A 25,041-nucleotide genomic window follows, 5' to 3' on the forward strand; every position below is an offset into this window, starting at 1 on the left:
GCACGTCGACGTCATCACCTGGTCCCTCCACGGCGAAGCCTGCCAACAATGGTTCTCCATCAAGCAGTAGCCGAGCGAGACGGTGCTGGAGGCCATCGGCCTCCAGCACCGTCTCAACTACTTGGGCAGGAACTGGTTGATACCAGGCGCCAGCCCAGGCTGCCTGGTGCCCCAGTTGCCGAGGTTTCGCACCGCGCTCTGCAACTGGTTGGTCTTCTCGGCCGCCGACGAGCCGAGGCCTGAGAGTCCGCGTCCCTTGGCTCCCTTGATCATGTCCCAGCCGGTCGATCCGGTGATCTTCCGGATGCCTTTGAACAGACCGGCCGTGGCGCCCTGGTTGGCCCATTGGCCGATCTTGCCCGGCGTGATCTTCTCGCCGGTGAGGGCGGCGACGCCGGTGTGCAGGCCGGCGCCGATCACACTCCCTGCGGCGGCGCCGATCACTGCACCGCAGATCATGAAGGCCGGCCCGCAGGCGAGTCCGGCCACCAGGCCGGAGAGCACCCCGGTGAGGAAGTTCGTGCCGAGGTGCAGAACCTTTCGGCCGCTCTCGGACTGCGCCCAGTTCTTGACGCTGTTCCCTGCCGACGACAAGGCCGAGCCGATGTTCTTCACGTTGTTGGCGACGGCATCGATCTTGTTGGCGACCTGTCTCTTGAATTCGTTCTTGACCTGGGAGCTGAAGCTCTTGGCCGCCACCGACACCTTCGCCAGGACCGCGAACGTCTTCTTGACGATCGGTTTGACGACCGTTCGGTAGACGGTTTTGGCGACTTCGATGGTTGCGTTGACGAAGTCGGTGGCCTTCTTCCAGAGGCCCTCGGCGGCGTTCCAGACCGCCTCGACGACCGGGGCCAGGATCGGGACCACGACCTTGATCGTCTCGGCGACCCGGCTGACGACGTTCTCGACGGTCGTCTTCAGTGCGCTGGTGACCGAGGAGACCACGCTGCTGAACCAGGAGTTGCCGTCGGGGTCGGTGAAGGAGATGGGGTTGTTGTTGGAGTAGGAGTAGCCGTTGATGGTTTGTGGGTCTTGGTAGTTGGCCTCCGGGTCGACCGAGATGAAGCGGCCGGTGGTCGGGTCGTACTCGCGGGCTCCGAGGTGGACGAAGCCGGTGCTCGGGTCTGCCGTCCCGCCGACGAAACTGCGTTGGCTGGGCCAGGCGGGGACGGGCCCGCGGAGGTTGCCGTAGGGGTCCATCCGACGGCGCTGCACATTCTGTGCCGCGGTGTTGTCGATGACTGTGGTTGCGGTGCCGTGGTGATCCGCGCCGAGCCAGCTGAGCTGGTTGGCGCCGACGCGGACGGCGACGACCTGTTGGCCGTGCTTGTAGTGCCGGGTGCCGGTCAGCGATCCGTCGGGCTTGAGCAGTACCTCGTTACCGCCCGGCAGATAGAGGGTCGAACCGGACGGGTCCTTGCGGATCAGCCGGTCGCCGTCGGCAGACGTGATGATCTCGGTGGTCTTCCCGGCTCCGGCCACCTTGACCAGCTTGCCCTGGGCATCCCAGTCGAAGGTCTCGACGCCGGCGCCGTTGAGGTTGCGGGTCTTGAGATTCCCGGTCTCGTCGTAGGTGTAGTTGTCGGTACGAGTACCTCCGGCGCCACCGGTCGTGACGACGGACTGCACTGCGTGCGGCCGCGGCTGACCGGTCGCCGGGTAGTTGTACGTCGCCGTCGTAGTGCCATTCGCGCTCGTCCGGGTCTCGGACTTGCGGTTACCAGTCAGGTCGAACGTCCAGGAGTGCCAGTACGGCGCCGGCCCGCCCAAGGCGTCCTTGTTCGGTGCCGCCGCGCAGTCACCCGCGCCCGGAGTCCACGCCGAGGTGAGGCGGCGCAGGTGGTCGTAGGTGAAGCACTGGGTGTCCGTCGACTCGCCGGCGTCGGTGATCTTCGTGATGTTGCCGGTGGCATCGAAGGCGTACCGGACGATCGAGACGGGGGAGTCGCTGGTCTCCTTCTCGGTGGTGACCTTGTTCATCCGCCGGGTACCCGGCTCGTAGTCGTACTTCTGGGTGACCGACTTGCCGTTGGTCGACCGCTGGACGAGCTCCTGCACCTCACCCATCGAGGTGTACGCCGTCCCGGTCACATACGTCGTGAGATCCGAGCTGAGCGTGGTCGGCAGGTCGGCGTCGTTGTACCCGTACTGCAGCGTCTCCGCCGGCAGACCGCCGACAGCCGGCAGGGTCGAGCTCGCGAGCTCGCCGTCCTCCTTGTACGTGCTGCCGAACTTGTAGGTCCCGGCCAGCCCACCCTGGGACGACGGAATCACGACTTCCTGTCCCAGCGGCTTGCCGCTCTTGTCGTACTCCGTGTACTTCGTGGTGTACGGCTGGCCGTCCACCCAGTGCGTGGTGGAGCTGATGTTGCCCTTGGCCACGGATCCGGGCTGACCCGCGACCGGAGTGGCGTCGTACTTCCACTCCGAGATCAGCTTCTTGGCGCCGGACTTCGGCACCTCGTGGATCGCTGTCTTGCGGCCGATCAGGTCGTAGCTGTACTCCAGGGTGGTGCCCAGGTTGTCGGTAGCCGTCACCAGTTGGTCGAGGTCGTTGTAGGTGAACCTCGACGTGCCCTTGTCCGGGTCGACCTCCTTGGTCTTGCGGCCCTGGAGGTCGTACTCCCAGGTCCACTTGTTCCCGGCCGGGTCCGTCACCATGGTCGGCAGACCACGGGTGTTGTACTCGTAGGACGTCTTGTCGAACGTCCCGGTCGCGGTCTGACCGTGGTACTGGCGCAGCTCGGTGACTCGGCCGTCGCCGTTGGTGACCTTGGTGGTCGCCTGCTCACCTTGCTGCGGCTCGACCGTCTCCTCGTTGGCCGAGTTCTTCCGCTTGGTGCTCCACTTGACCGTCCTGGCCGACTTGAACGTCTCCTCGGTCGTCCGGCCGGCGCCGTCGAAGGTGACCAGCTTCTGGGTCGGAATCACGTTCTGATCGCCCGCGGAGAACCTCTCCGCCAGCGGGGTCTGACTCCAGTACGGCCCGAGTTCCTTGGCAGCCAGCCCACGCGAGTCGTACCAGGTTTCGGTGAGCGTGCGCCCGTCGTTGCCGGGGGCGGCCTCCTGCTTCTGGAGCGGCCTGAGCAGACCGTCCGACAGCTCGTAGGACTCCTTGACACTCCCGTCGCTTTGCAGCGACCTGGTGATCACCGAACTGGTGCCGACATCGACACCGAAGCGATACTCGTAGCTCATGTTCGGGACGGCGGCGTTGTCGGCCGTGTAGGCCTTACCGGTGCCCGCGAGCTTGCGCTGCCCCGCGGGGGAACCGGTGCGGCCGGGGAGCCAGACCTTGGTCGTGCGCCCGAATGCGTCGTACTCCGCCTCGCTGGCTCGGCCGCTCTGGTCGACGACCGCGACCTCCTTGCCCCAGGCCGGCTCGAGTGACTTGGTGGTGGTGTGGCCGTTCGCCTTGGTGACCACCTGCTCGGTGACCGGACCGCCGCCGGCCGGTGAGTACGTCGTGGTAGTGACTCCGCCTTCGGCATCGGTTGCCCGGACGGCGCGGCCGATGGCGTCGTACTCGAGCTTCGACTGCTCGTCGTAGACCGGGTTTCCGGCCGCGTCGTAGCTCGCTACCCGTTCGGTCTTGGTGGGGTTGCCCTTGGTCGGAGTGGCGTTGACGTCGGTCGCACCGTCGAAGTAAGTGCGCTGGTCGCTGATCACCTGCTCCTTGGTGTACGGCTGGTCGCAGGCGACCGATACGGCGTACTCACGCTTGATGAGCTCGCTCATGCCGGCGCCGGCGTTACTCGCGTACTCGTAGTACGTGCAGGTGTCGTCTGCCGCGGTGGTGACGTCGTTGGCGTCGTACTTCGACTTCAGCACGCCCTTGGCGTCGTAGTTGTTCTTCGCGGCCATCTTCCGCAGCCCGCCGCCGGCGACGGTCTGTACCTGGGTGTTGCCGCCCTGCAGCGACTGGTAGGCCTTGACGGTTCCCCAGTCCCGCTTGTTGCTGGCCGTCGGCTCGGAGACCCACTGGTCGTTGATCGTCCGATCGACGATCTCGGTGCCGTTCAGCGTGGTCTGTTCCCGGGTCTGGCCGGACAGCGGCGCGAGGTCGGGGACCTTCGTCCCGTTCGAGTCGGTGATCACCGGGTGCTTGACGGTGCCGTCGGCCTTCTGGTCGCCGTCCATACCCTGGAAGTACCGGTTCTCGGTGACGGTCGGCGGACCGTCGGTGCCATCGCCTTTGGTCACCCGGACGTGGCTGTAGCCGCGCCACTGGGACCAGGTCTTCATCCCGATCTCGACGAGACCGTCCTCGTCGTCCCGGCGCCAGGCGGGCGCCGACAGGTACTCGACCTTCGTGACAGCAGGTCGGGTGCTGGTCAGGCGGTCGGTCTCCGTCACTTGCTCGACGACGTACTTGTTGAACCAGTCGGTGCGCTCGACGTCGTTGCTCGGCGTCCACTTCATCGGGTGGCAGCGCCGGGTGTTGTCGTCTGCTGCTGCCGGTACGTCGCCCGGCTTACAGTCCGGGGCGCTGTACTTGACGGTGATCTGCCCGCCACTGCCATATCGGACGGTGTTGACGCGCAGCCAGTTCATCGGCGGCAGGTTGTCACCGGTGACCCGGTTGGCGAGCTGAATACCGTCGAAGTTCACCTCGGGCAGCTGCTGTGGTTGTCCGACCAGACCCGCTTCGGAGATGCTCTCGAGCCAGAGTCCGGCCCGGGTCCCGTCACCGGGATCCCGGAAGGACTGCCGCAGCGTCCAGGACGAGACGTCGCCGAACCTGTTCTCGGCCGCGCGCCAGACCTGGGTCGTGACCTTGGTGAGGCGCTTCTTGGTCCAGAAGCTCGGGTTGAACTTGTTGTTGCAGTTGGTGGTCGAGTTGCACTCCTGGTCGAGCGGAGTGTCCGGGTAGTCGGCCGGAGTACAGGCGGCGGAGGCGATGCACCGGTCGGCCGTCTCGAAGAGGATCTGCGCGACGGGCTTGGTCTGGTAGACGTTGCCGTCGGTCTGGCCGTACTCGATCCGCTTGACGTTGTTGGCCCGCGTGTAGGTGCTGACCTTCGTGGCGCTCATCGCGCGCCCGTAGTTGTTCGTCTCGCGGTCGTAGTACAGGCTCATCGTGTTGCCGTTGCGGTCCACCACGTAGTCGAGGGCCCACTTGTAGCCCTGGGTGCACCACGACTCGGCGAAGGTCGCCTTGTTACACGGTTCGTCCTTGTGGTTGCCGAAGACCGGCAGGGTGGAGACGGACTGCGTTTCGGCCTTGTCGGTCGGCTGTGGCTTGTCCCAGCCCGGCAGGCGGTTCAAACCGAAGTAGTACTTGGTGCCGTCCTTGCTCGTCAGCTCCCAGTACTCGCCGTTCCGCGCGCCGTTGTTGGCGCCGGTCAGCCGCTTGACGATCGAGCCGTCATCGTTGCGGGCGCGCCACTCACCGGTCGCGTCGTCCTTGATGAGCTCGCCGCCGCCGCCGTTGAGACTGTACGTCGCGTTGTCGGTGGCCCAGCACTGGTCGCCGGAGTCCACGTTGGCGTTGTTGGCGTTCTTCTTCTCGAGCTTGGAGCCGCACGACGCGTACCGGCGTTCGATCGACCCGCCGGGCGCGAACTCGAACCCTTCGCCGACCCACGACGGCTGGTTGTTGGTTGCTGACGTCCGGCCGTCCACACCGCCGGAGGAGTACCCGATGGTCGTCTGCGGTACCGGACCGCCGAGGGCCGGCGGCGACTTCATCGGATAGCTCCAGCTGAAGTCACCCGACGAGCTGCCGACGGTCCAGGTCGCGGACGGGCGCAGTGCGGTGGCCTTGAAGTCACCGGCGCCACTGGAGGCGGCCGGTGCGATGGCGAACGTGCCGTCAAGGGAGCCGGCCGGTGCGACGGGTACGTCGGCGCTCAGCACGCCCGACGCGTCGTTGACGGTGTCCAGCGGCTTCGGCGTACAGCCTGGGGCCGGTGCCGATTTGTTCAGCCCGCAGGCCGGCAGTTGGTAGACCTTCAGTCGCGATGCGTAGTCGCCGCCGAAGGCGTCACGGAACTGCTGGTAGCTGACGGTCAGCCGGGTCCGACCGGTTGCCGCAGTCTTGTCGGCGCGATGCAATTTGAGGACGAACTGGTTGCCCTGTCGTCCCAATGACTCGACTCGTACCTTGGCCGGGACGGACTCCGCAGTGGCTACGGCGCTGCGGTCTGCGGTCGGAGCCGGCACCGACAGCCAGACCGGTAGTGCACCAGCCTTCCCCTTGGCCAGTTCGGCGGGGGACACCTGCGCCCTGGACCGGGGGCTGAAGCCGAGTCGCGGATCGACGGCAGCGGAGGTGGGCCGAACCTCCGCGGCGCCTGCGCTCGGCCAGCTCACGGCCGGCCGCTTCGTGACATCAAGCTTGCCGGTGGCATCGATCGGAACAGGCCTGAGCCCGACGTCCCGGCCGGGCACCGACTTGAGATCGGTGGTTGCGGGTTCGGAATCCTTCGCGGCGCCGCTTGGAAGAGCCTGCGCGGCCGGGCCGTGCAGGCCGATCATCAGTGTCGCGGCGGTGGCCATTATCAGCCCTGCACGCGGCAGGGCGGACCGGCGTGATCGCCGGTGACCGGGGTGGGCGGACATGGATATACCTCCGGTATTGGTCTGTTCAGGGGACCGGGCAAGGCTGGCATCCGGTCCGGGACCGAACAGCCGTTTCGATCTCGGTCGAAGGGTCATTAGACGACCGTTGAAACGTGCGCGGCCCACCGGGCGCTGATGGATCATCGGCGGTGTTCCCGCCCACCTTCCTCGAGGGGTCTTCTCATGTCCGCCAGGCGTCGCCGGCTCCTTCCACTGTTCCTGTCCGTGCTCCTCGCCGTCCCGCTGATCGCCTCTGTACAAGGCGATCCGCCCGCGGCGACCGCGCAGCCGGGGACAGTCAGCCGGCCGCGTACTCCCGAGGTGATCGCCACCGACGAGGCCGCCCGGACAGGCCGCCGGGTCGAGGTGACCAACTGGCGCAGTGAAACGGGCGAGATCTACGTCAATCCGGACGGCTCGAAGACGATGACCCAGCACGCCACCCCGGTTCGGGTTCGGAGCGGATCCCGTTGGGTTGCGCCCGATCCGACGCTGCGCCGGCAGCGCGGCGGAAACGTGCGTCCGGTCGCGGCCACTGTCTCGATGGTGCTCTCGGGCGGCGGCGGGAAGACCTTGCTGACCATGGGCGAGCCTGGCAAACAACTCGTCATGGGGTGGCCGGACCGGCTGCCGGTCCCGCGGCTGGAGGGGGACACCGCCACCTATCCAGAGGTCTACCGGGGCGTCGATCTCCGGATCAAAGTTGCTGTTGACAACTTCTCGTACCTGCTGGTGGTCAAGGACCGCGACGCCGCGCTGAACGACGCGTTGCGCGCGCTGCGGACGCCGTTCGTGGGGAAAGGGCTGCGGGTGTCGGTCGGGCCGGACGGCTCGACGACGGCGCGCGATGCACTCGGGGCGACGGTCTTCAGCGCGCCGCCGCCGACCATGTGGGACAGCACGCCGGGGACACCGCGCCAGGCCAAGGTTGGTATCCGGCTCCGGCAGGGCCAACTCGAGCTCACGCCGCAGCGGGCGCTCCTGACCGACCCGCGCGCCAGGTTCCCGATCCACATCGACCCGTCGATGAGCGGCCGGCTCGCCGGCTGGCTGCATGTGAACGTCAAGATGGGCGGCCAGACCGGGTGGGGCTACGACACCAAGGAAGGTGCAAAGGTCGGCCGCGCATACCGGGACCGCGCGAACCTTTATCGCTCCCTGTTTCTGATGAACCTGACGAACGGCGCGCAGACGATCGCCGGGACCACTGTCACCAACGCCGAGTTCGGCATCGATCTCGACCACTCGCCGACCGGCACACCGACTCCGGTCGATCTCTGGCACCTGAAGGATTTCGACACCGGCACCTATATCGACTGGGACAACAACAGCCAGTTCTGGCGGGAGAACGTCGCCACCCGGAGCGCGGAGGCCTATCCGCCACCGGAGGACAAGGCAGTGTTGTTCAAGGATTCGGCCCGGCTCGTCCAGTTGGTGCAGCAGGCCGCGAACGATCGGCGAACCACCATCGGGTTCGGCCTGCGGGCGCCCGACGAAGGCGCCGAGAACCAGTGGAAGAAGTTCAAGCCGGACACCGCCGTATTGTCGGTCACCTACAACAGCGCCCCGCGGGAGCCGAAGTCGCTGAACCTGGTCCGGCCGCGCCCGTGCGGCACCACGGATGCGCCGACACCGATCGGGACCCGGACACCGCAGTTCTCGGCGGTGGCGAACGATCCGGACAGTGGCGACGAGGTCACCACGACGCTCGAAATCCGGAATGCGGCAAACGCGGTCGTGCACAGCGGCTCGGTCGGCCCGACCGCGACCGGTGCTGCCTTCTCCTGGGCCGAGGTACCGGCCGGCACTCTGAACGAGAACGAGGTCTATCGCTACCGCGCGTTCACCCGGGACACGTTGGTGGCCGGTCCGGCGACGGCGGACTGCTATTTCGTGATCGACTCGCGTCCACCGGGAGTCCCAGCCGTCGCCTCGGTGGACTTCCCGGACGGTAGTCGCAAGACGCCTGCGTACCAGACCGGCACGGTGACGTTCCGGCCCGCGGCGGGGCAGGAGAGCGAGGTCACGGAGTACGTGTACGGGTTCTCGTCGGACAAGCTGGCGATGCGCATCAAGGCCGGCGCCGGCGGCGTCGCGACAGTGCCGATCACCTTGACGCCGTCAGGTCAGACCGGGTCCTTCGATCGCGAGCTCTATGTCGTAGCCGTCGACAAGGCGGGTAACGAGAGCGAGGTCACCGAGTCGTGGGGTTTGCGCGCCAAGGCCGGCGGCGCCGCGCCGGCGCCCGTCCGCGGCGACAGCAACGGAGACGGCAAGGCGGACCTGAACGCAATCTTCGACCAAGGGTTCGGCCGCACCGCGATCTGGACAATGCCGTCGGCCGGGGCCGCCTTTCACCCCGGCGTGATGAGTTGGGACACCGGCGAGGGCGGCGTCTTCGCGCTGACCAGGAGCCGGGCCGTACAAGGTGACTGGGACGGCGACGGGCGCGCGGATATGGCGCTGATCCGGGAAGGCGCCGGCCGGCAGATCTGGCTGTACAAGTTGCGGGCCGAAGGCAACCGGTACGAGGCGGACACCGCGAGCTGGACCAGCGGCGCGAACGGGTGGCCGCTGAGCACCGCCCGGATCGTCGCCGGGGATGTCGACGGTGACGGCAAGGCCGATATCGCAGTCCAGAACGCAACGGCCGACGGCGGCTTCGAGGTCCTGGTCTTCACGGCCGCGAGCAACTTCGCCCAGCCGGTGAACTGGCTGACCTCCGATGCGGCCGGTCAATGGACCCGCAGTACACCGGTGCTCGCCGATCTGGACGGCGATCGGAAGGCGGACTTCGTCAGCATGCGGAACCTCGACGGCTGCCGGACGTCGGTGGAGGTCTTCCGGTCCAGCGGCACCGGCTTCGCAGCGGGAGCTTCGGCCTATGACTCGGGAGCCGGCAACTACTGCTGGGAGAAGAGCAAGATCTCGGTCGGCGATCCCGACGGCGACGGCCGTGACGACCTCGTCGCGCTCTACGAGGACACGCCGGCGAAGGTCTCGTTGCAGGTGTTCAAGCCGAGCGGAGCGACGCTGTCCCGCAGCGCCTGGTGGAGCGTCGCCGACAACGAGCTGGACCTGTCGAAGACCAACCTGTCGGTTGGCGACTTCAATGGCGACCGGAAGGACGACATCGCGCTGTTGTACGCCGGTGGGTCTGCACCGGGCGTTCGGGAGGCGTTCACTCAACTGTCCACCGGTGCGGCGTTCGGAGCCCGGCAACAGACCTGGTCGGGCCAGGTTGACGCGGTCACCGGGCCGAAGTTCGAATTGGAGCACCGTTCGTACGACCTGGTCAGCAAGAACAGCAACAAGTGCCTGAACGTGGAGTTCGCCAGCACGGCGGACGACGCGCGATACATCCAGTACGGCTGCCTGCCGGTAGACCTCAACGCGCGCTTCCGGCTGACACCGATCGCCGGCACTGATCAGTTCAGTGTCCGCCCGATGCACAGTATGAAATGCGCGGATGTCGCGGACGTCGGGCTGGAAGACGGGCAGCAGTTGCTGCAATGGCCATGCGGCAGCGGCAGCGGGGAGCCGACCGCGAACCAGCAGCTGACGGTCGAGTACATCGAGGGTACGAGCTACGACACCGTCGTCCAGCTCAGATTCGCTCACAGCAAGAAGTGCGCCACCGTCTACCCGGACGGCGACAAGACGGTCTTCGACGACTACGCGCCGATCAAGCAGCAGACCTGTGGACAGCTGACGACTCAGCAGTGGACGCTGCGACCGTCGTACAACCAGACGCAGCTGGGTGAGAACGGGAACGCTCGGTACCGCATCGAGGCCGCCACCTCGCACCACGTCCTCGACATCGAGCACTGCATCGCGACGAACAACATCCGGATGTGGGAGTGGGTGCCGGGTAGCCCGTGCCAGCAGTGGAAGCTGGAGAGCCTGGGCGACGACGTGTACAAGATCGTCGACCCGAGCAGCAACCGGGCCCTCGACATCCAAGGGTGCTCGAAGCTCCCCAAGGGCACGGTCATCGCCTGGGCGAGTAACAACTCCGAGTGCCAGCACTGGCGGATCGAGCCGAGCCCGGACGGCAGCTACGCCATTACCTCGGTGAGTAGCGGACTGGCGCTGGACGTCGACAGCTGCAACCCCGCCAAGGGCACCGACGTGATCACGTGGACGTACCACGGTGCGAAGTGCCAGCGATGGTTCTTCATCAAGCAGTGAGGGCGGTGACGAGGGCGATGCCGGCGAGGAGAAGGTAGACGGCGGCGGTGAGGTGGTTGCGGAGTCTGCTTGGGGATCGGGTGGAGCGGACTCTGCGGCCGATGGCGGCGGCCGCGAGGGCGTAGCAGAGGTCGAGGGTGAGCCCGATGAGCATGGTGGCCAGGCCGAGGAGGAGCATTTCGGTGCGGAGCTGGGTGGGGGTGGCGCCTTGGGTGGTGAATTGGGGAAGGAAGGCTAGGAAGAAGAGGGCGGCCTTGGGGTTGAGGAGGTTGACGAGGACGCCGTCGCGGTAGATGCGGGACAGGGAGGCCGGCGGGATGCCGCCGGGCGTGTCGAGGGCGGTGGGGGCGTTGAGGACGCGGATGCCCAGGTAGGCGAGGTAGAGGGCGCCTGCGATCGAGATGGCGGTGAACAGGCCGGGGGAGGCCTGGACGACGGCGGCCAGGCCGAGGGCGGCTACTACGACGTAGACGATGGTGCCGGTCTCGATCGCGAGGGCGGAGACGACTCCGGCGCGGCGGCCTTGGGTGAGGCTGCGGAGGGAGATGTAGACGTTGTTCGGGCCGGGGGTGCCGACCAGGATCAGTGTCGCTCCGGTGAAGCCCAGGACCTGCGCGATACCCATCGAACCGCCTCTACTCGTGGTGGACTGCTGCTACCGACTAGCCTGACGGGACAGCAAGCAGTCCACCCGAGCCAATCCGAGGAGAAGTGGACCGTTCCGGAGATGCCGCCGCGCTGGCCGAGCAGATCGGTCCGCGGCTGTCTGCGCGGACCGGTGGTCTGTACCGGCGGCTGGCTGATGAGATCGCTGGGTTGATCGGTTCGGCCGAGTTGCCCGTTGGTGCGCGGCTGCCGGCGGAGCGGCGGCTTGCTGAGGCGCTGGCGGTGAGCCGGTCGACTGTGGTGGCGGCGTACGACGAGCTGCGCGCTCGCGGCCTGGTGGACAGCCGCCGCGGTAGCGGTACGACGGTGGCCCGGTCCGCGAGCCGAGGCCGCTCACGGACCGACAAGCGGATGCCGGCCGGGTACGGCGACTCGCTGTTCCACCGGATCGCGGTCGGGCCGGGGGAGGTGATCTCGCTGACGTACGCCGTCGATCCCGGGCTCCCCGAGTTGACGGACGAGCTGACGGCGCTGGCGCGGGAGGATCTGCCGGCGTTGCTGGACGACGTCGGCTACCACCCGCGCGGTCTGGAGGTACTGCGGGAGCGGGTCGCTGAGCACTTCACCGATGGCGGGCTGCCGACCAGTCCGGATGAGATCGTCGTGACGACCGGTGCGCACCAGGCGATCGAGCTGGTGACGCGGATGTACCTGCGCACGGGCGCCGCCGTACTGATCGAGCAGCCCAGTTGGCCTGGTTGTTTCGACCTGTTCGGTGCAGCTGGTGGGCGGGTGGTCGGTGTGCCGCTGGACGACGCCGGCATCCGGCCCGATCTGCTGGCCGCGGCCTGTGCCGAGCACTCGCCGGCGATGCTGTTCGTGATGCCGACGTTCCACAACCCGACCGGTCGGCTGATGTCGGCAAACCGTCGACGGCAGGTGGCGGAGATTGCTGCCAAGTACGGCGTGGTGGTCGTTGAGGACAACGCGTATGCGTCCTGGGATCCGGCCGGCCCGGAGATCCCACCGCCGCTGGCGGCGTATGCGCCCGACGAGGCCGAGGTGCTGACGATCGGATCGGTCTCGAAGGCGGTCTGGGGCGGTCTGCGGATCGGCTGGATCCGCGCGCCGCGGCCGCTGGCCGAGCGGCTCGCCCGGCACAAGGCACTGGCTGATCTCGGCAGTCCGCTGATCGATCAGGCACTGACTGCGCGAATGTTGCCTCGACTCACCCAATTGACTGCGGAACGCGCGCGAACCGCTACGCAGCGCAAGAAGGTGATGGGGCAACTACTGACCGAACGACTACCGGACTGGGAATGGCAGGAGCCGGTCGGCGGCTCGGCCTTGTGGATCCGGCTGCCGGACGTCGATGCGCGCGTGTTCGCCCAGGTGGCGCTGCGACACGGCGTGGAGGTCGTCGCCGGGCGCGCGATGGACCCGACGGGGGAGCACGACGATCATCTGCGCGTCCCGTTCGCGTATCCGGAGCCGGTGCTCGCGGATGCGGTCGGGCGCCTGGCCGCCGCCTGGCGCGAGCTGCGCCGGCACGGGCCCGGCCCCGGTGTGCCGCTGGTCTGAACAGGAGTGATGGCGGCCTCCCGAACCGGGAACCGCCATCGGATCTGTAGGACTTTGGCGCCCTCGTGGGCGCGTTTATGAGACCTGGCTTACCGTTCGTCCTCCGCAGCGACGGCGGGGGTGGCGTCGAGCCGGCCCGTCTCGTCGTGAATGGTGACGGCGATGTCGCGCAGCTTGTCCGAGTGCTCCCGGCCGTGGTGGGCGCAGAACAGAAGCTCCCCACCGCTGGTCAAGGTGACACGGACGTAGGCCTGCGCACCGCAGCGGTCACAACGATCCGCGGCCGACAGGGCCGAACTCGGGGCGAGTGCTGTAGTCACTTGAGGCCTCATCTCATCTAGTTCCGTTCTCACCAGATAGCAACATCCTGACATGCGGATCGCTTCCCGGTGTGGTCAACGTGTCCGAATGTGAGACGAAGCACCTGTCCACGTATGACGCATGTTGACGGGGAATCGTTTCGGATTCGGGTGAATTGACCGTTTCACAGCCTATCGGGGTGTCCTATCTCACTCTGCGCCACCTGCTGGTCACCGCGTGCTGATGATCGGAGTGTCGGCCGACCGCGCCCGATCGAGTCCGGATCGATATCTGCGACAGCAGGTTTCTCGTTGTTCTGTCAGGTGCCCAGAGTGTCGGAGCCGCTAACAGGTTTTGGGGGTGCGGCCGCATAGGCTGTCCCTCGTAGTGAGTTGGTGAACCAGTGAAGGAGCCCTGTGGCCGCCCCGACGCCTCGCAGTACCGAGCTCGACCCGACGTACAACGCCCGTAACCTGCTCGTCCTCGAAGGTCTCGAGGCCGTGCGGAAGCGGCCGGGTATGTACATCGGGTCCACCGACAGCCGCGGCCTCATGCACTGCCTGTGGGAGATCATCGACAACGCCGTCGACGAGGCCCTGGCCGGCCACGGCGACCGGATCGACGTCGTCCTGCACCAGGACGGCTCGGTCGAGGTGCGCGACCGAGCCCGCGGTATTCCGGTCGACATCGAGCCGAAGACGAAGCTCAGCGGCGTCGAGGTGGTGTTCACCAAGCTGCACGCCGGCGGTAAGTTCGGCGGCGGCTCCTACAACGCCTCCGGCGGTCTGCACGGTGTCGGCGCCTCCGTCGTGAACGCGCTGTCCGCGCGGCTCGACGTCGAGGTCGACCGCGGCGGCTCGGTCTGGACGACGTCCTTCCGGCGCGGGGTCGCCGGTGAGTTCGACGCGGCCGGCGCCGATGCGAGCTTCACCCCGGCCGCCGGCCTGCGAAAGGCCGGCCGGGCCAAGAAAGGTATGACCGGGACGCGGATCCGGTACTGGGCCGACCGGCAGATCTTCACCCGGGACGCGACCTTCAACTACGACGAGCTGGTCACCCGCGCGCGGCAGACGTCGTTCCTGGTGCCCGGTCTGCTGCTGGTGATCCGCGACGAGCGCGGTGACGAGCCGACCGAGGAGCACTTCAAGCACGACGGCGGGATCAGCGAGTTCTGCGAGTTCCTGGCCACCGATCAGAAGGTGACCGACGTCGTCCGCCTGACCGGCACGGGCCACTTCACCGAGACGGTCCCGATGCTCGACGACGCCGGCCACATGACGCCGACCGATGTCGAGCGCGATCTGGATGTCGACATCGCGGTCCGCTGGGGCGACGGGTACGAGAGCGAGGTCCGCTCGTTCGTGAACATCGTGGCCACCCCCAAGGGCGGCACGCATGTGGCCGGGTTCGAGCGCGCGCTCTCGAAGAGCTTCACCGCCGCGATGGAGGGCACCCGGCTGCTGAAGAGCGGCGAGGAGATCATCAAGGACGACGTCCTCGAAGGTCTGACGTCGGTCGTCACGGTCCGGCTCGCCGAACCGCAGTTCGACGGCCAGACCAAAGAGGTGCTCGGCACGCCGGCCGCGTCCCGGATCGTGGCCAAGGTCGTGCAGAGCGAGCTCGAGGCGTTCCTGACCTCGACCAAGCGGGAGCACAAGGCCCAGGCCCGCGCCGTGCTGGAGAAGGTCGTCGCCGCCTCGCGGACGCGCGTTGCCGCGCGGCAGCACCGTGAGCTGCAGCGCCGCAAGACCGCGCTGGAGTCGTCGGCGCTGCCGGCCAAGCTGGCCGACTGCCGCAGCAACGACGTCGACAAGTCCGAGCTGTTCATCGTCGAGGGTGATTCGGCCCTGGGCACGGCGAAGCTCGCGCGGAACTCCGAGTTCCAGGCGCTGCTGCCGATCCGCGGCAAGATCCTGAACGTGCAGAAGGCGTCGGTCGGCGACATGCTGAAGAACGCCGAGTGCGCCGCGATCATCCAGGTGGTCGGGGCCGGGTCGGGCCGCAGCTTCGATCTGGAGCAGGTCCGCTACGGCAAGATCATCTTCATGGCCGACGCCGACTCCGACGGCGCGCACATCCGCTGCCTGCTGGCGACGCTGTTCTTCCGCTACATGCGGCCGCTCGTCGACGCGGGCCGCGTCTACACCGCCGTCCCGCCGCTGCACCGGTTCGAGCTGACGAACCCGAAGAAGGGGCAGGACAAGTACCTGTACACCTACAGCGACGCCGAATACCAGCGGAAGTCTGCCGAGCTGATGAAGAAGGGCGTCCGCTGGAAGGAGCCCCCGCAGCGTTACAAGGGCCTCGGTGAGATGGACGCCGATCAGCTGGCCGAGACCACCGTCGACCCGCGCCACCGCACCCTGCGGCGGATGACCGTCGACGACGGCGAAGCGGCCGCCCAGGTGTTCGATCTGCTGATGGGTAACGATGTCGCTCCCCGCAAGGAGTTCATCGTCCAGGGTGCCTACGAGCTCGACGAGAGCCGTATCGACGTCTGATGCCGGCCCCAGGGCTGGCCTGCTTCGACCTCGACAACACTCTGATCGACCGGAACGCGGCCTTCCGCGCCTGGTCGATCAGCTGGTGCGGGCAGGCCGGCCTGCCCGATGCTGCCGTCACCTGGTTGGTTGCCCACGACAACGACGGCTTCCACCCGCGCGCGGAGCTGTTCGAGGGGCTCCGTCGTGCGTTCGGGAGTGCTCCGAGCGTCGATGACTACGATCGTGAGCACCCCTTGTTCACTTTTGTGAACACTTCGGTGCTCACCGGGCTGACCAGACTGCGGACGACCGGCTGGCGGATCGCAGTGGTGACGAACGGATCGGCGGTGCAGCAGCGGCTGAAGCTGGAGCACACCGGGATCGCCGCGGCCGTGGATGCCTGCTGCGTCTCCGAGGAACTTGGCGTGCGGAAACCCGATCTGCGGATCTTCGAGCTCGCCGCTGAGCGTGCCGGAGCGCCGCTCAAGGGTGGTTGGATGGTGGGGGACCAGCCCGCGCACGACGTACTGGGCGGGCAGAACGCCGGTTTGCGGACGGTGTTGGTGGGCGAACGCGGGGGAGATCCGGCGGCGGATTACCGGGTGCCGGATGTGGTGCGGGCGATCGAGCTCATCCTGGAGTGATCAGGTTCGCGGGCAAGCATGGTCAGAATAGTGATCAGACCCGTGCAGGATAGTGATCACAAGGCGGCGCGGAGGGTGTTGTGGGCGCCGCGGAGGATGGCGGTGCGGTTGGCCTCGTAGGTGGGGTCGGTGATCAGGGTTTTGTTGGCGGGGTCGAAAGAGAGCACCGGGACGTGGAGGTGGCCGGCCGGCATCGACGGGTCCAGGAGGTCGCGTTGGAGGGTGTTGCGGTAGGCGACCTCGTTGGAGAGGTAGCCGCCGCCGGCGCCTTCGGAGGCGATCGAGCCCGTGGTTGGGCCGTGGGGCTGGCGGACGGGTGTGGTTTGGCCGGCTGGGATCTCCAGCACCGAGGTGTTCACGCGGGTGCGGAACGGGGCGACGTCGGCCTGAGCCATCCGCGCGAACGGGAGGCTTGCGGTGAGCCACTCGGGGCCTGGCGGCATGCTCGGGGAGACGACCGGGGCCGTCGCGCTGCCGCCGCCCCAGAGGTTGTTGTTGTCGCCGATCGAGCTGGTTGAGCGGCGGCGTCCGTTGAAGACCTCGAGGTCGAAGATGCCGGTGCGGCCTTGGCTCGCGGTCATCACGAAGTCCGCGTGTTGCGGGCCGGGGCGGTAGTGCGGCGCCAGGGCGTCCTCGACCATGTTGGCGTCGAAGTCGGTGTAGCGGACCGGGAAGACCACGGTCTGGATCTGGTACGTCGTACCGTTCACCGTCCAGCGCTGTCCGTCGAGGCTCAGCGCGTTCGCTCCGGACGGGTTGCCGATCCGGATGTCCGCGTCGAGGGTGAACGGGTCGAACCCGGTCACCACGATCTTCTTCACGCCGGGGGAGAAGCGCGTGCCGGTGATCCCGCGCGACGAGTACTCCAGTGAGCGCATCAGCTCAGCCCGGTCGGCCGCGCTGACGCCGAAGCGCGGCTGCCATTGCCGCAGCGTCAGCGCCATCGAGATCCGTGCCCAGTAGAGGCCGCGATCGTCACTGGCCGGCAGCGCGCCGGTGCTGGTGTCGACCGGATGCTGCGCGCGGAAGGTCGCCGTCCGCCACAACGCCTCGCCCTGAGCGCGCACGAAGAGCCTGACGGCCTCGCGGCTCGGCATCACGCAGAGCAGCCGCCCGAACAGCTCGACCTGCCGATCGAACCCGCTGCGGCGCAGGATCTCGGCCGGGACCGACGGCCCGCCGGCGATCCCGTTGTCGAGGCGTTGCTCCTCGACGGTGCCGGTGATGGTTCGGTCCAGGCAACCGGTGGCGACCGGCGCAGCCTGCACGGTCGGAGCGGAGGTCAGAACGCTGGTCAGCGCCAGTGCTCCGAGCAGGAGGGAGCGCGGAAATGACCCGGGGCGGAGTCTCATGGAGGCTGTCTATCAGATCTCGGCACAAACGCCGAGAGATCGACATAAGAATGCGTATTGCAGACAGTATGCAACGCGCTACCTTCGGAAGGCGGCGGACGCCCACGCCGCTCAGCCTTTTGAGGAGTACGCCGTTGAGCGCCACCACCAGCCGCCGCCGTTTTCTGACCACAGCTTTGGCCGCGGGAGCCTGCAGTACCGGCCTCGTCGCCTGTTCGGACGGTACGCCCCCGAACTCGTCCGCCGTCCCCGGGGGTACCGATTCCAGGCCCGCCGGTGGGTCGAACCCGCCGACCGCCGTACCGGTGACAACGGGCCGGCAGGCGCTCGATCGCCTGCTGGCCGGGAATGCACGGTTCGTTGCCGAGCGCGAGGAGCGCCTCGACGAGGGCGTCGCGCGCCGAGTGGCCGTCAGCAAGGGCCAGCACCCGTTCGCGACCGTCCTCGGCTGCGTGGACTCGCGCGTCCCGATCGAGCTCGTCTTCGATCAAGGGCTCGGCGACCTGGTCGTCGTCCGCAGCGCGGGGGAGGCGCTCGACCACTCGGTGACCGGGAGCCTGGAGTTCGGCGTGGCCGAGCTGCACACGCCGCTGCTCGTCGTTCTGGGCCATCAGCGCTGTGGTGCGCTGGATGCCACCATCAAGGCCGTGGACGCGAAGCAGCGGACCGCTGAGGCCGGGCAGATCGGCTACCTGGTCGAGACGCTGGCGCCCGCCGTCCGGCAGGTGGCGGGTCAGCCCGGGGACCGGCTGACCAACGCCATCCACGCAAATGTCGACATGGTGCTTGGCAAACTGCGCCAGTCCCCGGTGATCGGCCCGCTCGAACGGGCCGGCAAGGTCGAGCTCGTCGGCGCCTACTACGAGCTGGACACCGGCAAGGTCATCGTCAGCTGACTAGTCGTGCTGGGTAAGTTTGCCGCTGTCGACGTCGTACATGAAACCGCCGACCAGGATGTCGTCGCCGATCAGCGGGTGCTCGCGGACGGCGACGACGTCGTGGTTCAGCGCCTCCAGCTGGTCCGGGATGACGTTGATCGGCAGGTAGCCGGCCGGTTTGCCGGAGGCCTTGGCGACCTTGGCCCGCAGCTCGCTCTCCGACATGGCGGCCATCGCGCAGCGGGTGTGCGGGATGATCATGATCCGCCGGACGCCGAGCAGCTGGACGCCGAGCACGAGCCCGGACAGCGTGATCTCGGTGACCCGGCCGCCGGCGCTGCGCAGCACCTTGGCGTCACCCGGCTTCAGGCCGAGCATCTCCAGCGGCGGGATCCGGGAGTCCATACAGGTGACGACGCCGACGCCCGCCTGGGCGATCCCGTCAAAACCGCCGTAGTGGAAGTCGGCGGCGTACTCGGCGTTGGCCGCCAGGAGGTCTTCGAAACCCGGAGTGGTCATCGCAGACCACCGGCGACGGTGAGGACGGGGACCGGGGTGCCGGCTTGCAGGATGTTCATCGCGAACGGTTCCTTTCCGCAGGATTCCGGACGGGGTGGATCGGCGGGGGCGCTGGTGACCGGTACTTTCCAGGACCGGCCGTCGCGATGCCACACAGTCACGGATTCGACGTCTTCGCCCGCGACAGTGAGGGCGTCCAGTGCTAACTCGCCAGTCAGTTTACGCACCGCGATTTCCGCGGCCTGACCCCGCTTCGTCCAGGTCGTGCGGCCGCGCAGCCCGGTGAGCACCGTCTCGCCGCGATCGGACGCGTCGAGGACCTCGAGAGCGGTCTCGGTGTTGAGGTGCCCGTGCATCGTGCCGGCCGGTAGCAGCGTCGCCGTTGGCGAGAAGCGGTGCCCGCCGAGGTGGCTGGCCTCCCAGACCCGGCCGGGCTTTGCCTCGGCGACGGCGTTCACCAGCGGACGGCCGAGGATCGCGCAGCATTCGTCGCGCTTGCCGTTGGTGCACACCAGCAGGATCGACTCCTCGACCGGGACCAGCCCGGGCAGTGAGGCGTCGACGGCCTCGCGGTCGCCGCGGGCGATCGCGCTGAGGTCGAGGTGGTCCAGCAGCAGCGGGTCCTCGAGGTGGGCGGTCAGCAGGAAGCTGCGGCCCGGCACGGTCGAGGCGATGTACACCTGCTGGACGTGATTGGCGGGGAACGAGTGCCGCCCCGGCGTCCGGATCAGGCCGAAGCGGACGTCGGCTTTCTTGCACTCGGCATCGAAGCGGCCGCCGAACTCCGGGTTCAGGTGGCTGTTGACGACGGCGTCGGCGCCCCACGGGCCGGGTTGTTCCAGCACGACCCAGCCGCTGGCGACGATGGCGGAACCCTCGAGCGGCTCGAGGAGCTGACGGCAGAAGGTCGAGCACAGACCTGGCCGACCGGTCGCGTCGGGTGGAACTCTCACGAGACCACTGTAGGTTAGGTATGCCTCAGTTCGGCGCAGGGTCCATCAAGTGTGCACAACGACACGCCGTCCGAGGAGCGCGACGGCGAGGATTGCGGCCAGGAATGCGCAGACCGCGGCGCCGGCGAAGATCGTGTGCACTTGTGAAACGGCGGCGTCCTGGAGTGCGTCGACGAACGGCCGGCAGGACGCGGGGGAGTCGGGGCAGAGCTCGTTCGGCGAGGGGACGTCGGCGACCAGGGCGAAGTAGCGGCGCAGGCCGATCGCGGTGAGCGCGGAGACGCCGACGAGCATGCCGACCATCCGGGCGACGACGACCAGCGCGCTGACGAGGCCGTGGCTGTGTGCCGGGGTGACGCCGAGGACGGCGGTGTTGACCGGGGAGAGCGCCAGGCCGAAGCCGAACCCGCAGAGCAGCAGGACGGCGGTGGAGGCGAAGTGATCGAGCGCGTCGCGGCTCCAGAACGCCATCACGACGAACATGGCGCCGGCGAGTGCCAGGCCGGCGCCGGTGATCCAGCCGAGGCCGTAGCGGCGGGTGAGCCAGCCGCCGACCACCGCGCCGACCGGGAGCGCGATCAGGAACCGCAGCAGGACGAGGGCCGCGGCGAGCTGGCCGCCGCCTTGGGTGGTGCGGGCGAAGACCGGTACGTCGACGAGGGCGGCGATCAGCGCGCAGCCGACCAGGAAACTGACCAGCAGCGAGCCCCAGGCCGCGCCGGGGCGGAGGAGCCCGGCCGGGACGATCGCGTGCGTCGTCCGGCGCTGCCAGAGGGCGAACAGGACGGCGAAGACCGCGGCGCCGACCAGCAGCCAGGGGCCTGCCGGTGACATGAGCTCGCGCTCGGGGTCGGCGGTCGCGAACGCGAGGACGACGCCGGACAGTGCGAGCGCCAGCAGCAGCGCCCCTATGAGGTCGATCTGGCCCAGCACTCCGCTCAGCTGCTTCCGCGCGCGCCACAGGACGAGAGCGGCCCACGCCAGGGCCAGCACGAGCGCCACGATGCCGATCGGCGTCAGAAGCCTGGAGTCGCCGCTGAACGGTACGAACGGCAGCCCCAGCGTGACGTCGGTGGCCAGGCGTTGTGGTGGGGCCAGCGTGAGGCCGAGGGCGACACACGCCAGTACGCCGACCGCAGCTGACCACGGCGGACGTCGTACGCCCCGCAGTAGGACGGCGAGCACCACCGCGACCAGCAGGTTCAGCCAGAAGATGTACCGCCAGTCGGCCACGGCGAGCACAGCCGCCCCCAGCAAGGGCCCCAGGACCGACCCAAGCTCCTGAACCGCCCCAACCACACCCAGCGGCAGCCCGCGCCGCTCAGCCGGCCACAAATCCGCCACCAGCGCCAGCGTCGCCGGCACCAATCCACCGCCACCTACACCCTGGAGAAACCGACCGGTCACCACCAGCGGCAGGTCGTACGCCGCCGCCGTGATCAACGACCCGACCGCGAACAACACCAACGCCCCCACCAACACCGGCGTCCGCCCCACCACATCCGCGATCCGCCCGATCAGCGGCAGCACCGCGATATACCCCAGCAAGAACCCCGAAATGATCGGCGCCGCCCGCTGCAACTCGTCAGCCGACAACCCGACCCCCGCCATCAACTCCGGCAGCGCCAGCACCACCACATACGTGTCAGCAGCCGCAAAAGCCACCGCCACCGAAGCCAACGCCAACCGAACCCGCGGCCGTACCGCCCGGGTCGGTGCAGGCAGGGAGGCTGTCATGGCAGGGGTCCGTTACCGCGGGCGGTCACGGCTTGGTGATTTCTACCTGTTCGCCGTAGCGGTCGAAGGTGATGTCGTAGGAGCTGGTGGCGCCGTCGTAGAAGGGGCCGGAGATGGTGGCGGCGACGAGTTGTTTGGAGTCTTTGTCGAGTTTGAAGGTGCTGGGGAAGTCCTGGTCGGCGGGGGCTTTGGGGAAGATGCCCTGGAGGGACTTGCCGGTGACGGCGCCGGTGATCTCGGTGAGGACCTTGGCGTCGTCGCGGGTCTCGCCTTTGACCTTCGGGTCCTTGAGGGCCGGGAGGACAGCGGTGAGGCCGGTGGCCGGGTCGAGGAGGATGGCCGGGTCGGGGGCGCCGAAGCCGGCGAGCTGGTCGGGGGTGAGCTCGATGAAGCTGCCGGTGAAGGGGAGTTTGGCGTAGACCTTTTTGTCGACGGCGACGACCTCGGAGTCGATCGGGGAGCCGCCGGTCCGGATGGTCAGTTTGCCCTTGAAGGCCGGGGCGTGGGTGGCGACGCCGTCGCCGCTGGCCAGGGTCTGGGCGCTGTCCGGCAGGTCGCGGCCGGTCAGCACGATGTGCACGCTGCTGGCCTCGTCGATCGCCTTCTTCGCGGCCGTCAGCTGGGCGACGGCGTCGTCGGACTGCCCGCCGCCGCCCCCGGACTCCTTCTTGTCGCTGCAACCGGCCAGCACCACCACGAGCACCGCGCCGAGCGCGAGCAGTTTCTTCATGTCATCAGCCTGCCAGCTCGGCGGCCAGGGCCGCGATGGGCTGCGCCACGGGGACGCCGGAACCGTCGCGGCGCGGGTCGATCGGCGGGAGATCCACCGGCGCGCCGCTGCTCGCGCTCGCCTTGACCGGAGCCGCCCCGACGAAGCCGAGCAGCAGCCCGTCCTCGCCCTTGAGCAGCCGCTGGCAGCGGACACCGCCGGTGCCGCGGCCCTTGCCCGGGTATTCCGCGAACGGCGTCACCTTCACCGCGCCGACCTCCGTGCCCGGCAGGGCGGACGACGAGCCGGCGATCGTCACGACCTGAGCCTCCCGGCCCGGATCGACCGCGCCGAAGAAGACCACCTTCGCGCCGCTCGCCAGCCGCACCCCCGCCATCCCGCCGGCCGTACGGCCCTGCGGACGGACGGCGGACGCCGGGAAGTGCAACAGCTGCGCATCGGAGGTGACGAAGCACAGCTCCTCCTCGCCGGTGCCGAGCTCGACCGCGCCGATCACCTCGTCGCCGTCGTTGAGCCGGATGATCTCCCACGAGTCGCGGTTGCTCAGGTGGTCCGGGACGACGCGCTTCACGACGCCGCCCGTCGTGCCGAGCGCGACGCCGACCGACTCCGGATCCATCGTGGTCAGCGCGAGCGCCTTCTCACCCGGGTCGAGCGAGACGAACTCGGCGATCGGCGCGCCGCCCTGCAGGTTCGGCGCGTTCGCCGTGGTCGGGACGGCGGGCAGGTCGAGCGACTCCAGCCGGATCAGCCGGCCGGCGCTGGTGACGAGGCCGTACTGACCGCGGGCGGTGCTCTTGATCGCGGAGACGATCGCGTCGTGTTTCGCGCGGCCCTCGGTGCCGAACGGCTCGACGCCGTTGGTCCGGGCCAGGAGACCGGTGGAGCTCATCAGGATCCAGCACGGGTCGTCGGTGACCTCGAGCGGCACGGCGGCCGTCTTGGTCGCGCCCGACGACTCCAGCAGCACCGTGCGGCGCGGAGTGCCGTAGGTCTTGGCGACCTCGGCCAGCTCGTCGGAGACGGTCTTCTTCAGCAGCGACTCGTTGTCCAGGATCGCGGTCAGGCGCTCGATCTCGCGCTCCAGCTCGGCCTTCTCGGTGTCCAGCTCGAGTTTGGAGAACTTGGTCAGCCGGCGCAGCGGCATGTCCAGGATGTAGTTGGCCTGGATCTCGGACAGGTCGTAGATCTCGATCAGCCGGGCCCGGGCGGCGGCCGCGTCGTCGCTGGTCCGGATGATCTGGATGACCTCGTCGATGTCGAGGATCGCGATCAGCAGGCCGTTGACGATGTGCAGCCGGTCCTCGGCCTTGCCCCGCCGGAACTCGCTGCGCCGCTTGACGACGTCGTACCGGTGGTCGAGGTAGACCTGCAGCAGATCCTTCAGGCCGAGGGTGCGCGGCTGGCCGTCGACCAGGCAGACTGCGTTGATCGAGAACGAGTCCTCCAGCGGGGTCAGCTTGTAGAGCTGCTCCAGCAGGGCCTCGGGGACGAAGCCGTTCTTGACCTCGATCACCAGCTGGGTGCCGTGCTCGCGGTCGGTCAGGTCCTTGACGTCGGAGATGCCCTGCAACTTCTTCGCCTGGACCAGCGTCTTGATCTTCTCGATCACCTTCTCCGGGCCGACCGTGTACGGCAGCTCGGTGACCACGATGCCCTTGCGGCGCGGGGTGACGTTCTCGATCCGGGCGGTGGCGCGCATCTTGAAGCTGCCGCGGCCGGTGGCGTAGGCGTCCTTGATGCCCTCCAGCCCGACCACCTTGCCGCCGGTCGGCAGATCCGGACCGGGGACGAAGCGCATCAGGTCGTCCAGGTCGGCGTTCGGCGTCTTGATCAGGTGCCGCAGCGCCTGGACCACCTCGACCAGGTTGTGCGGGGCCATGTTGGTGGCCATCCCGACCGCGATCCCGGCGGCGCCGTTGACGAGCAGGTTCGGGAAGGCGGCCGGCAGCACCGACGGCTCTTCCTCGCGGCCGTCGTAGTTCGGCCGGAACTCGACGACGTTCTCGTCCAGCCCGTTGGTCATCGCGACCGCGGACGGCGCCATCCGGCACTCGGTGTACCGCATCGCGGCCGGGCCGTCGTCGAGGGAGCCGAAGTTCCCGTGGCCGTCGATCAGCGGCAGCCGCATCGACCAGGGCTGCGCCGTCCGGACCAGGGCGTCGTAGATCGCGCCGTCGCCGTGCGGGTGGTACTTACCCATCACCTCGCCGACGACGCGGGCCGATTTCACGTGCCCGCGGTCGGGGCGGATGTTGTTCTCGGCCATCGAGAACAGGATCCGCCGCTGCACCGGCTTGAGGCCGTCCCGGGCGTCGGGCAGCGCCCGGGCGTAGATCACCGAGTAGGCGTACTCCAGGAAGCTGGAGCGCATCTCGTCGGAGACATCGACGTCGAGAATGCGCTCCTCGAAGTCCTCGGGCTCGGCGGTGGTACTGGAACGGCGTGCCATACGGGGTGCAGACTCCTCGATCGAACCGGTGCAGCGCCGCGACGGGGC

At 68.2% G+C, this 25,041-nt stretch carries 14 protein-coding genes; 5 read left to right on the forward strand and 9 right to left on the reverse strand.

What is annotated here, in order from left to right; translation table 11 throughout:
- Window positions 1-117 precede the first annotated feature (117 nt).
- On the reverse strand, window positions 118-6,504 hold the full coding sequence (locus HPO96_RS11100; protein WP_171673268.1) for an RHS repeat-associated core domain-containing protein: 6,387 nt from the start codon (window positions 6,502-6,504) through the stop codon (window positions 118-120).
- A 246-nt stretch (window positions 6,505-6,750) separates the two neighbouring features.
- On the opposite strand from HPO96_RS11100, the gene HPO96_RS11105 reads away from it, so the two are divergent.
- On the forward strand, window positions 6,751-10,758 hold the full coding sequence (locus tag HPO96_RS11105; protein WP_171673269.1) for an RICIN domain-containing protein: 4,008 nt from the start codon (window positions 6,751-6,753) through the stop codon (window positions 10,756-10,758).
- Here HPO96_RS11105 and HPO96_RS11110 read toward each other — a convergent pair.
- Entirely contained in the window at window positions 10,748-11,383 is a 636-nt protein-coding gene (locus HPO96_RS11110) for a LysE family translocator (RefSeq protein WP_171673270.1), read from the reverse strand. The genes HPO96_RS11105 and HPO96_RS11110 overlap by 11 nt on opposite strands.
- Window positions 11,384-11,469: 86 nt before the next feature.
- On the opposite strand from HPO96_RS11110, the gene HPO96_RS11115 reads away from it, so the two are divergent.
- Window positions 11,470-12,945, forward strand: a complete 1,476-nt coding sequence (locus HPO96_RS11115) for an aminotransferase class I/II-fold pyridoxal phosphate-dependent enzyme (protein ID WP_171673271.1) — start codon at window positions 11,470-11,472, stop codon at window positions 12,943-12,945.
- A gap of 89 nt (window positions 12,946-13,034) precedes the next feature.
- Here HPO96_RS11115 and HPO96_RS11120 read toward each other — a convergent pair whose 3' ends face one another.
- On the reverse strand, window positions 13,035-13,277 hold the full coding sequence (locus HPO96_RS11120) for a DUF7455 domain-containing protein (protein ID WP_202885792.1): 243 nt from the start codon (window positions 13,275-13,277) through the stop codon (window positions 13,035-13,037).
- Window positions 13,278-13,661: 384 nt separating this feature from the next.
- Here HPO96_RS11120 and HPO96_RS11125 point away from each other — a divergent pair, with 384 nt between their 5' ends.
- Both HPO96_RS11125 and HPO96_RS11130 read left to right on the forward strand, forming a co-directional pair.
- The gene (locus HPO96_RS11125) at window positions 13,662-15,746 is read left to right on the forward strand and encodes a DNA gyrase subunit B (protein WP_171673273.1); all 2,085 of its coding nucleotides are present in this window, start codon (window positions 13,662-13,664) and stop codon (window positions 15,744-15,746) included.
- Window positions 15,746-16,372: an HAD family hydrolase gene (locus HPO96_RS11130; protein WP_171673274.1), complete on the forward strand. Its 627-nt coding sequence runs from the start codon at window positions 15,746-15,748 to the stop codon at window positions 16,370-16,372. Before HPO96_RS11125 ends, HPO96_RS11130 begins: the two co-directional genes overlap by 1 nt.
- Window positions 16,373-16,428: 56 nt before the next feature.
- Here HPO96_RS11130 and HPO96_RS11135 read toward each other — a convergent pair whose 3' ends face one another.
- Window positions 16,429-17,724, reverse strand: coding sequence for a C15 family peptidase (locus HPO96_RS11135; protein WP_171673275.1), 1,296 nt, complete (start codon window positions 17,722-17,724; stop codon window positions 16,429-16,431).
- Between the two features lie 134 nt (window positions 17,725-17,858).
- On the opposite strand from HPO96_RS11135, the gene HPO96_RS11140 reads away from it, so the two are divergent.
- A complete protein-coding gene (locus HPO96_RS11140; protein WP_238354957.1) occupies window positions 17,859-18,620 on the forward strand; it encodes a carbonic anhydrase in 762 nt (253 codons plus the stop codon).
- Here HPO96_RS11140 and HPO96_RS11145 read toward each other — a convergent pair whose 3' ends face one another.
- Genes HPO96_RS11145 through HPO96_RS11165 form a run of 5 tightly spaced genes read right to left on the reverse strand, consistent with a single transcriptional unit; the run spans window position 18,621 to window position 24,993 of the window.
- Window positions 18,621-19,121, reverse strand: coding sequence for a beta-class carbonic anhydrase (locus tag HPO96_RS11145; RefSeq protein ID WP_171673277.1), 501 nt, complete (start codon window positions 19,119-19,121; stop codon window positions 18,621-18,623). It lies immediately after the preceding gene.
- Complete coding sequence (locus tag HPO96_RS11150; RefSeq protein ID WP_171673278.1) at window positions 19,118-20,074, reverse strand: sucrase ferredoxin; 957 nt, start codon at window positions 20,072-20,074, stop codon at window positions 19,118-19,120. Before HPO96_RS11150 ends, HPO96_RS11145 begins: the two co-directional genes overlap by 4 nt.
- A 45-nt stretch (window positions 20,075-20,119) precedes the next feature.
- Window positions 20,120-21,811, reverse strand: coding sequence for an MFS transporter (locus HPO96_RS11155; protein WP_171673279.1), 1,692 nt, complete (start codon window positions 21,809-21,811; stop codon window positions 20,120-20,122).
- Between the two features lie 25 nt (window positions 21,812-21,836).
- Window positions 21,837-22,541: an LppX_LprAFG lipoprotein gene (locus HPO96_RS11160; protein WP_171673280.1), complete on the reverse strand. Its 705-nt coding sequence runs from the start codon at window positions 22,539-22,541 to the stop codon at window positions 21,837-21,839.
- Between the two features lie 4 nt (window positions 22,542-22,545).
- A complete protein-coding gene (locus HPO96_RS11165) occupies window positions 22,546-24,993 on the reverse strand; it encodes a DNA gyrase/topoisomerase IV subunit A (RefSeq protein WP_171673281.1) in 2,448 nt (815 codons plus the stop codon).
- Window positions 24,994-25,041: the final 48 nt, after the last annotated feature.

This window comes from Kribbella sandramycini, from assembly GCF_013131805.1.
In the GTDB taxonomy this organism is placed as follows: Bacteria; Actinomycetota; Actinomycetes; order Propionibacteriales; family Kribbellaceae; genus Kribbella; species Kribbella sandramycini.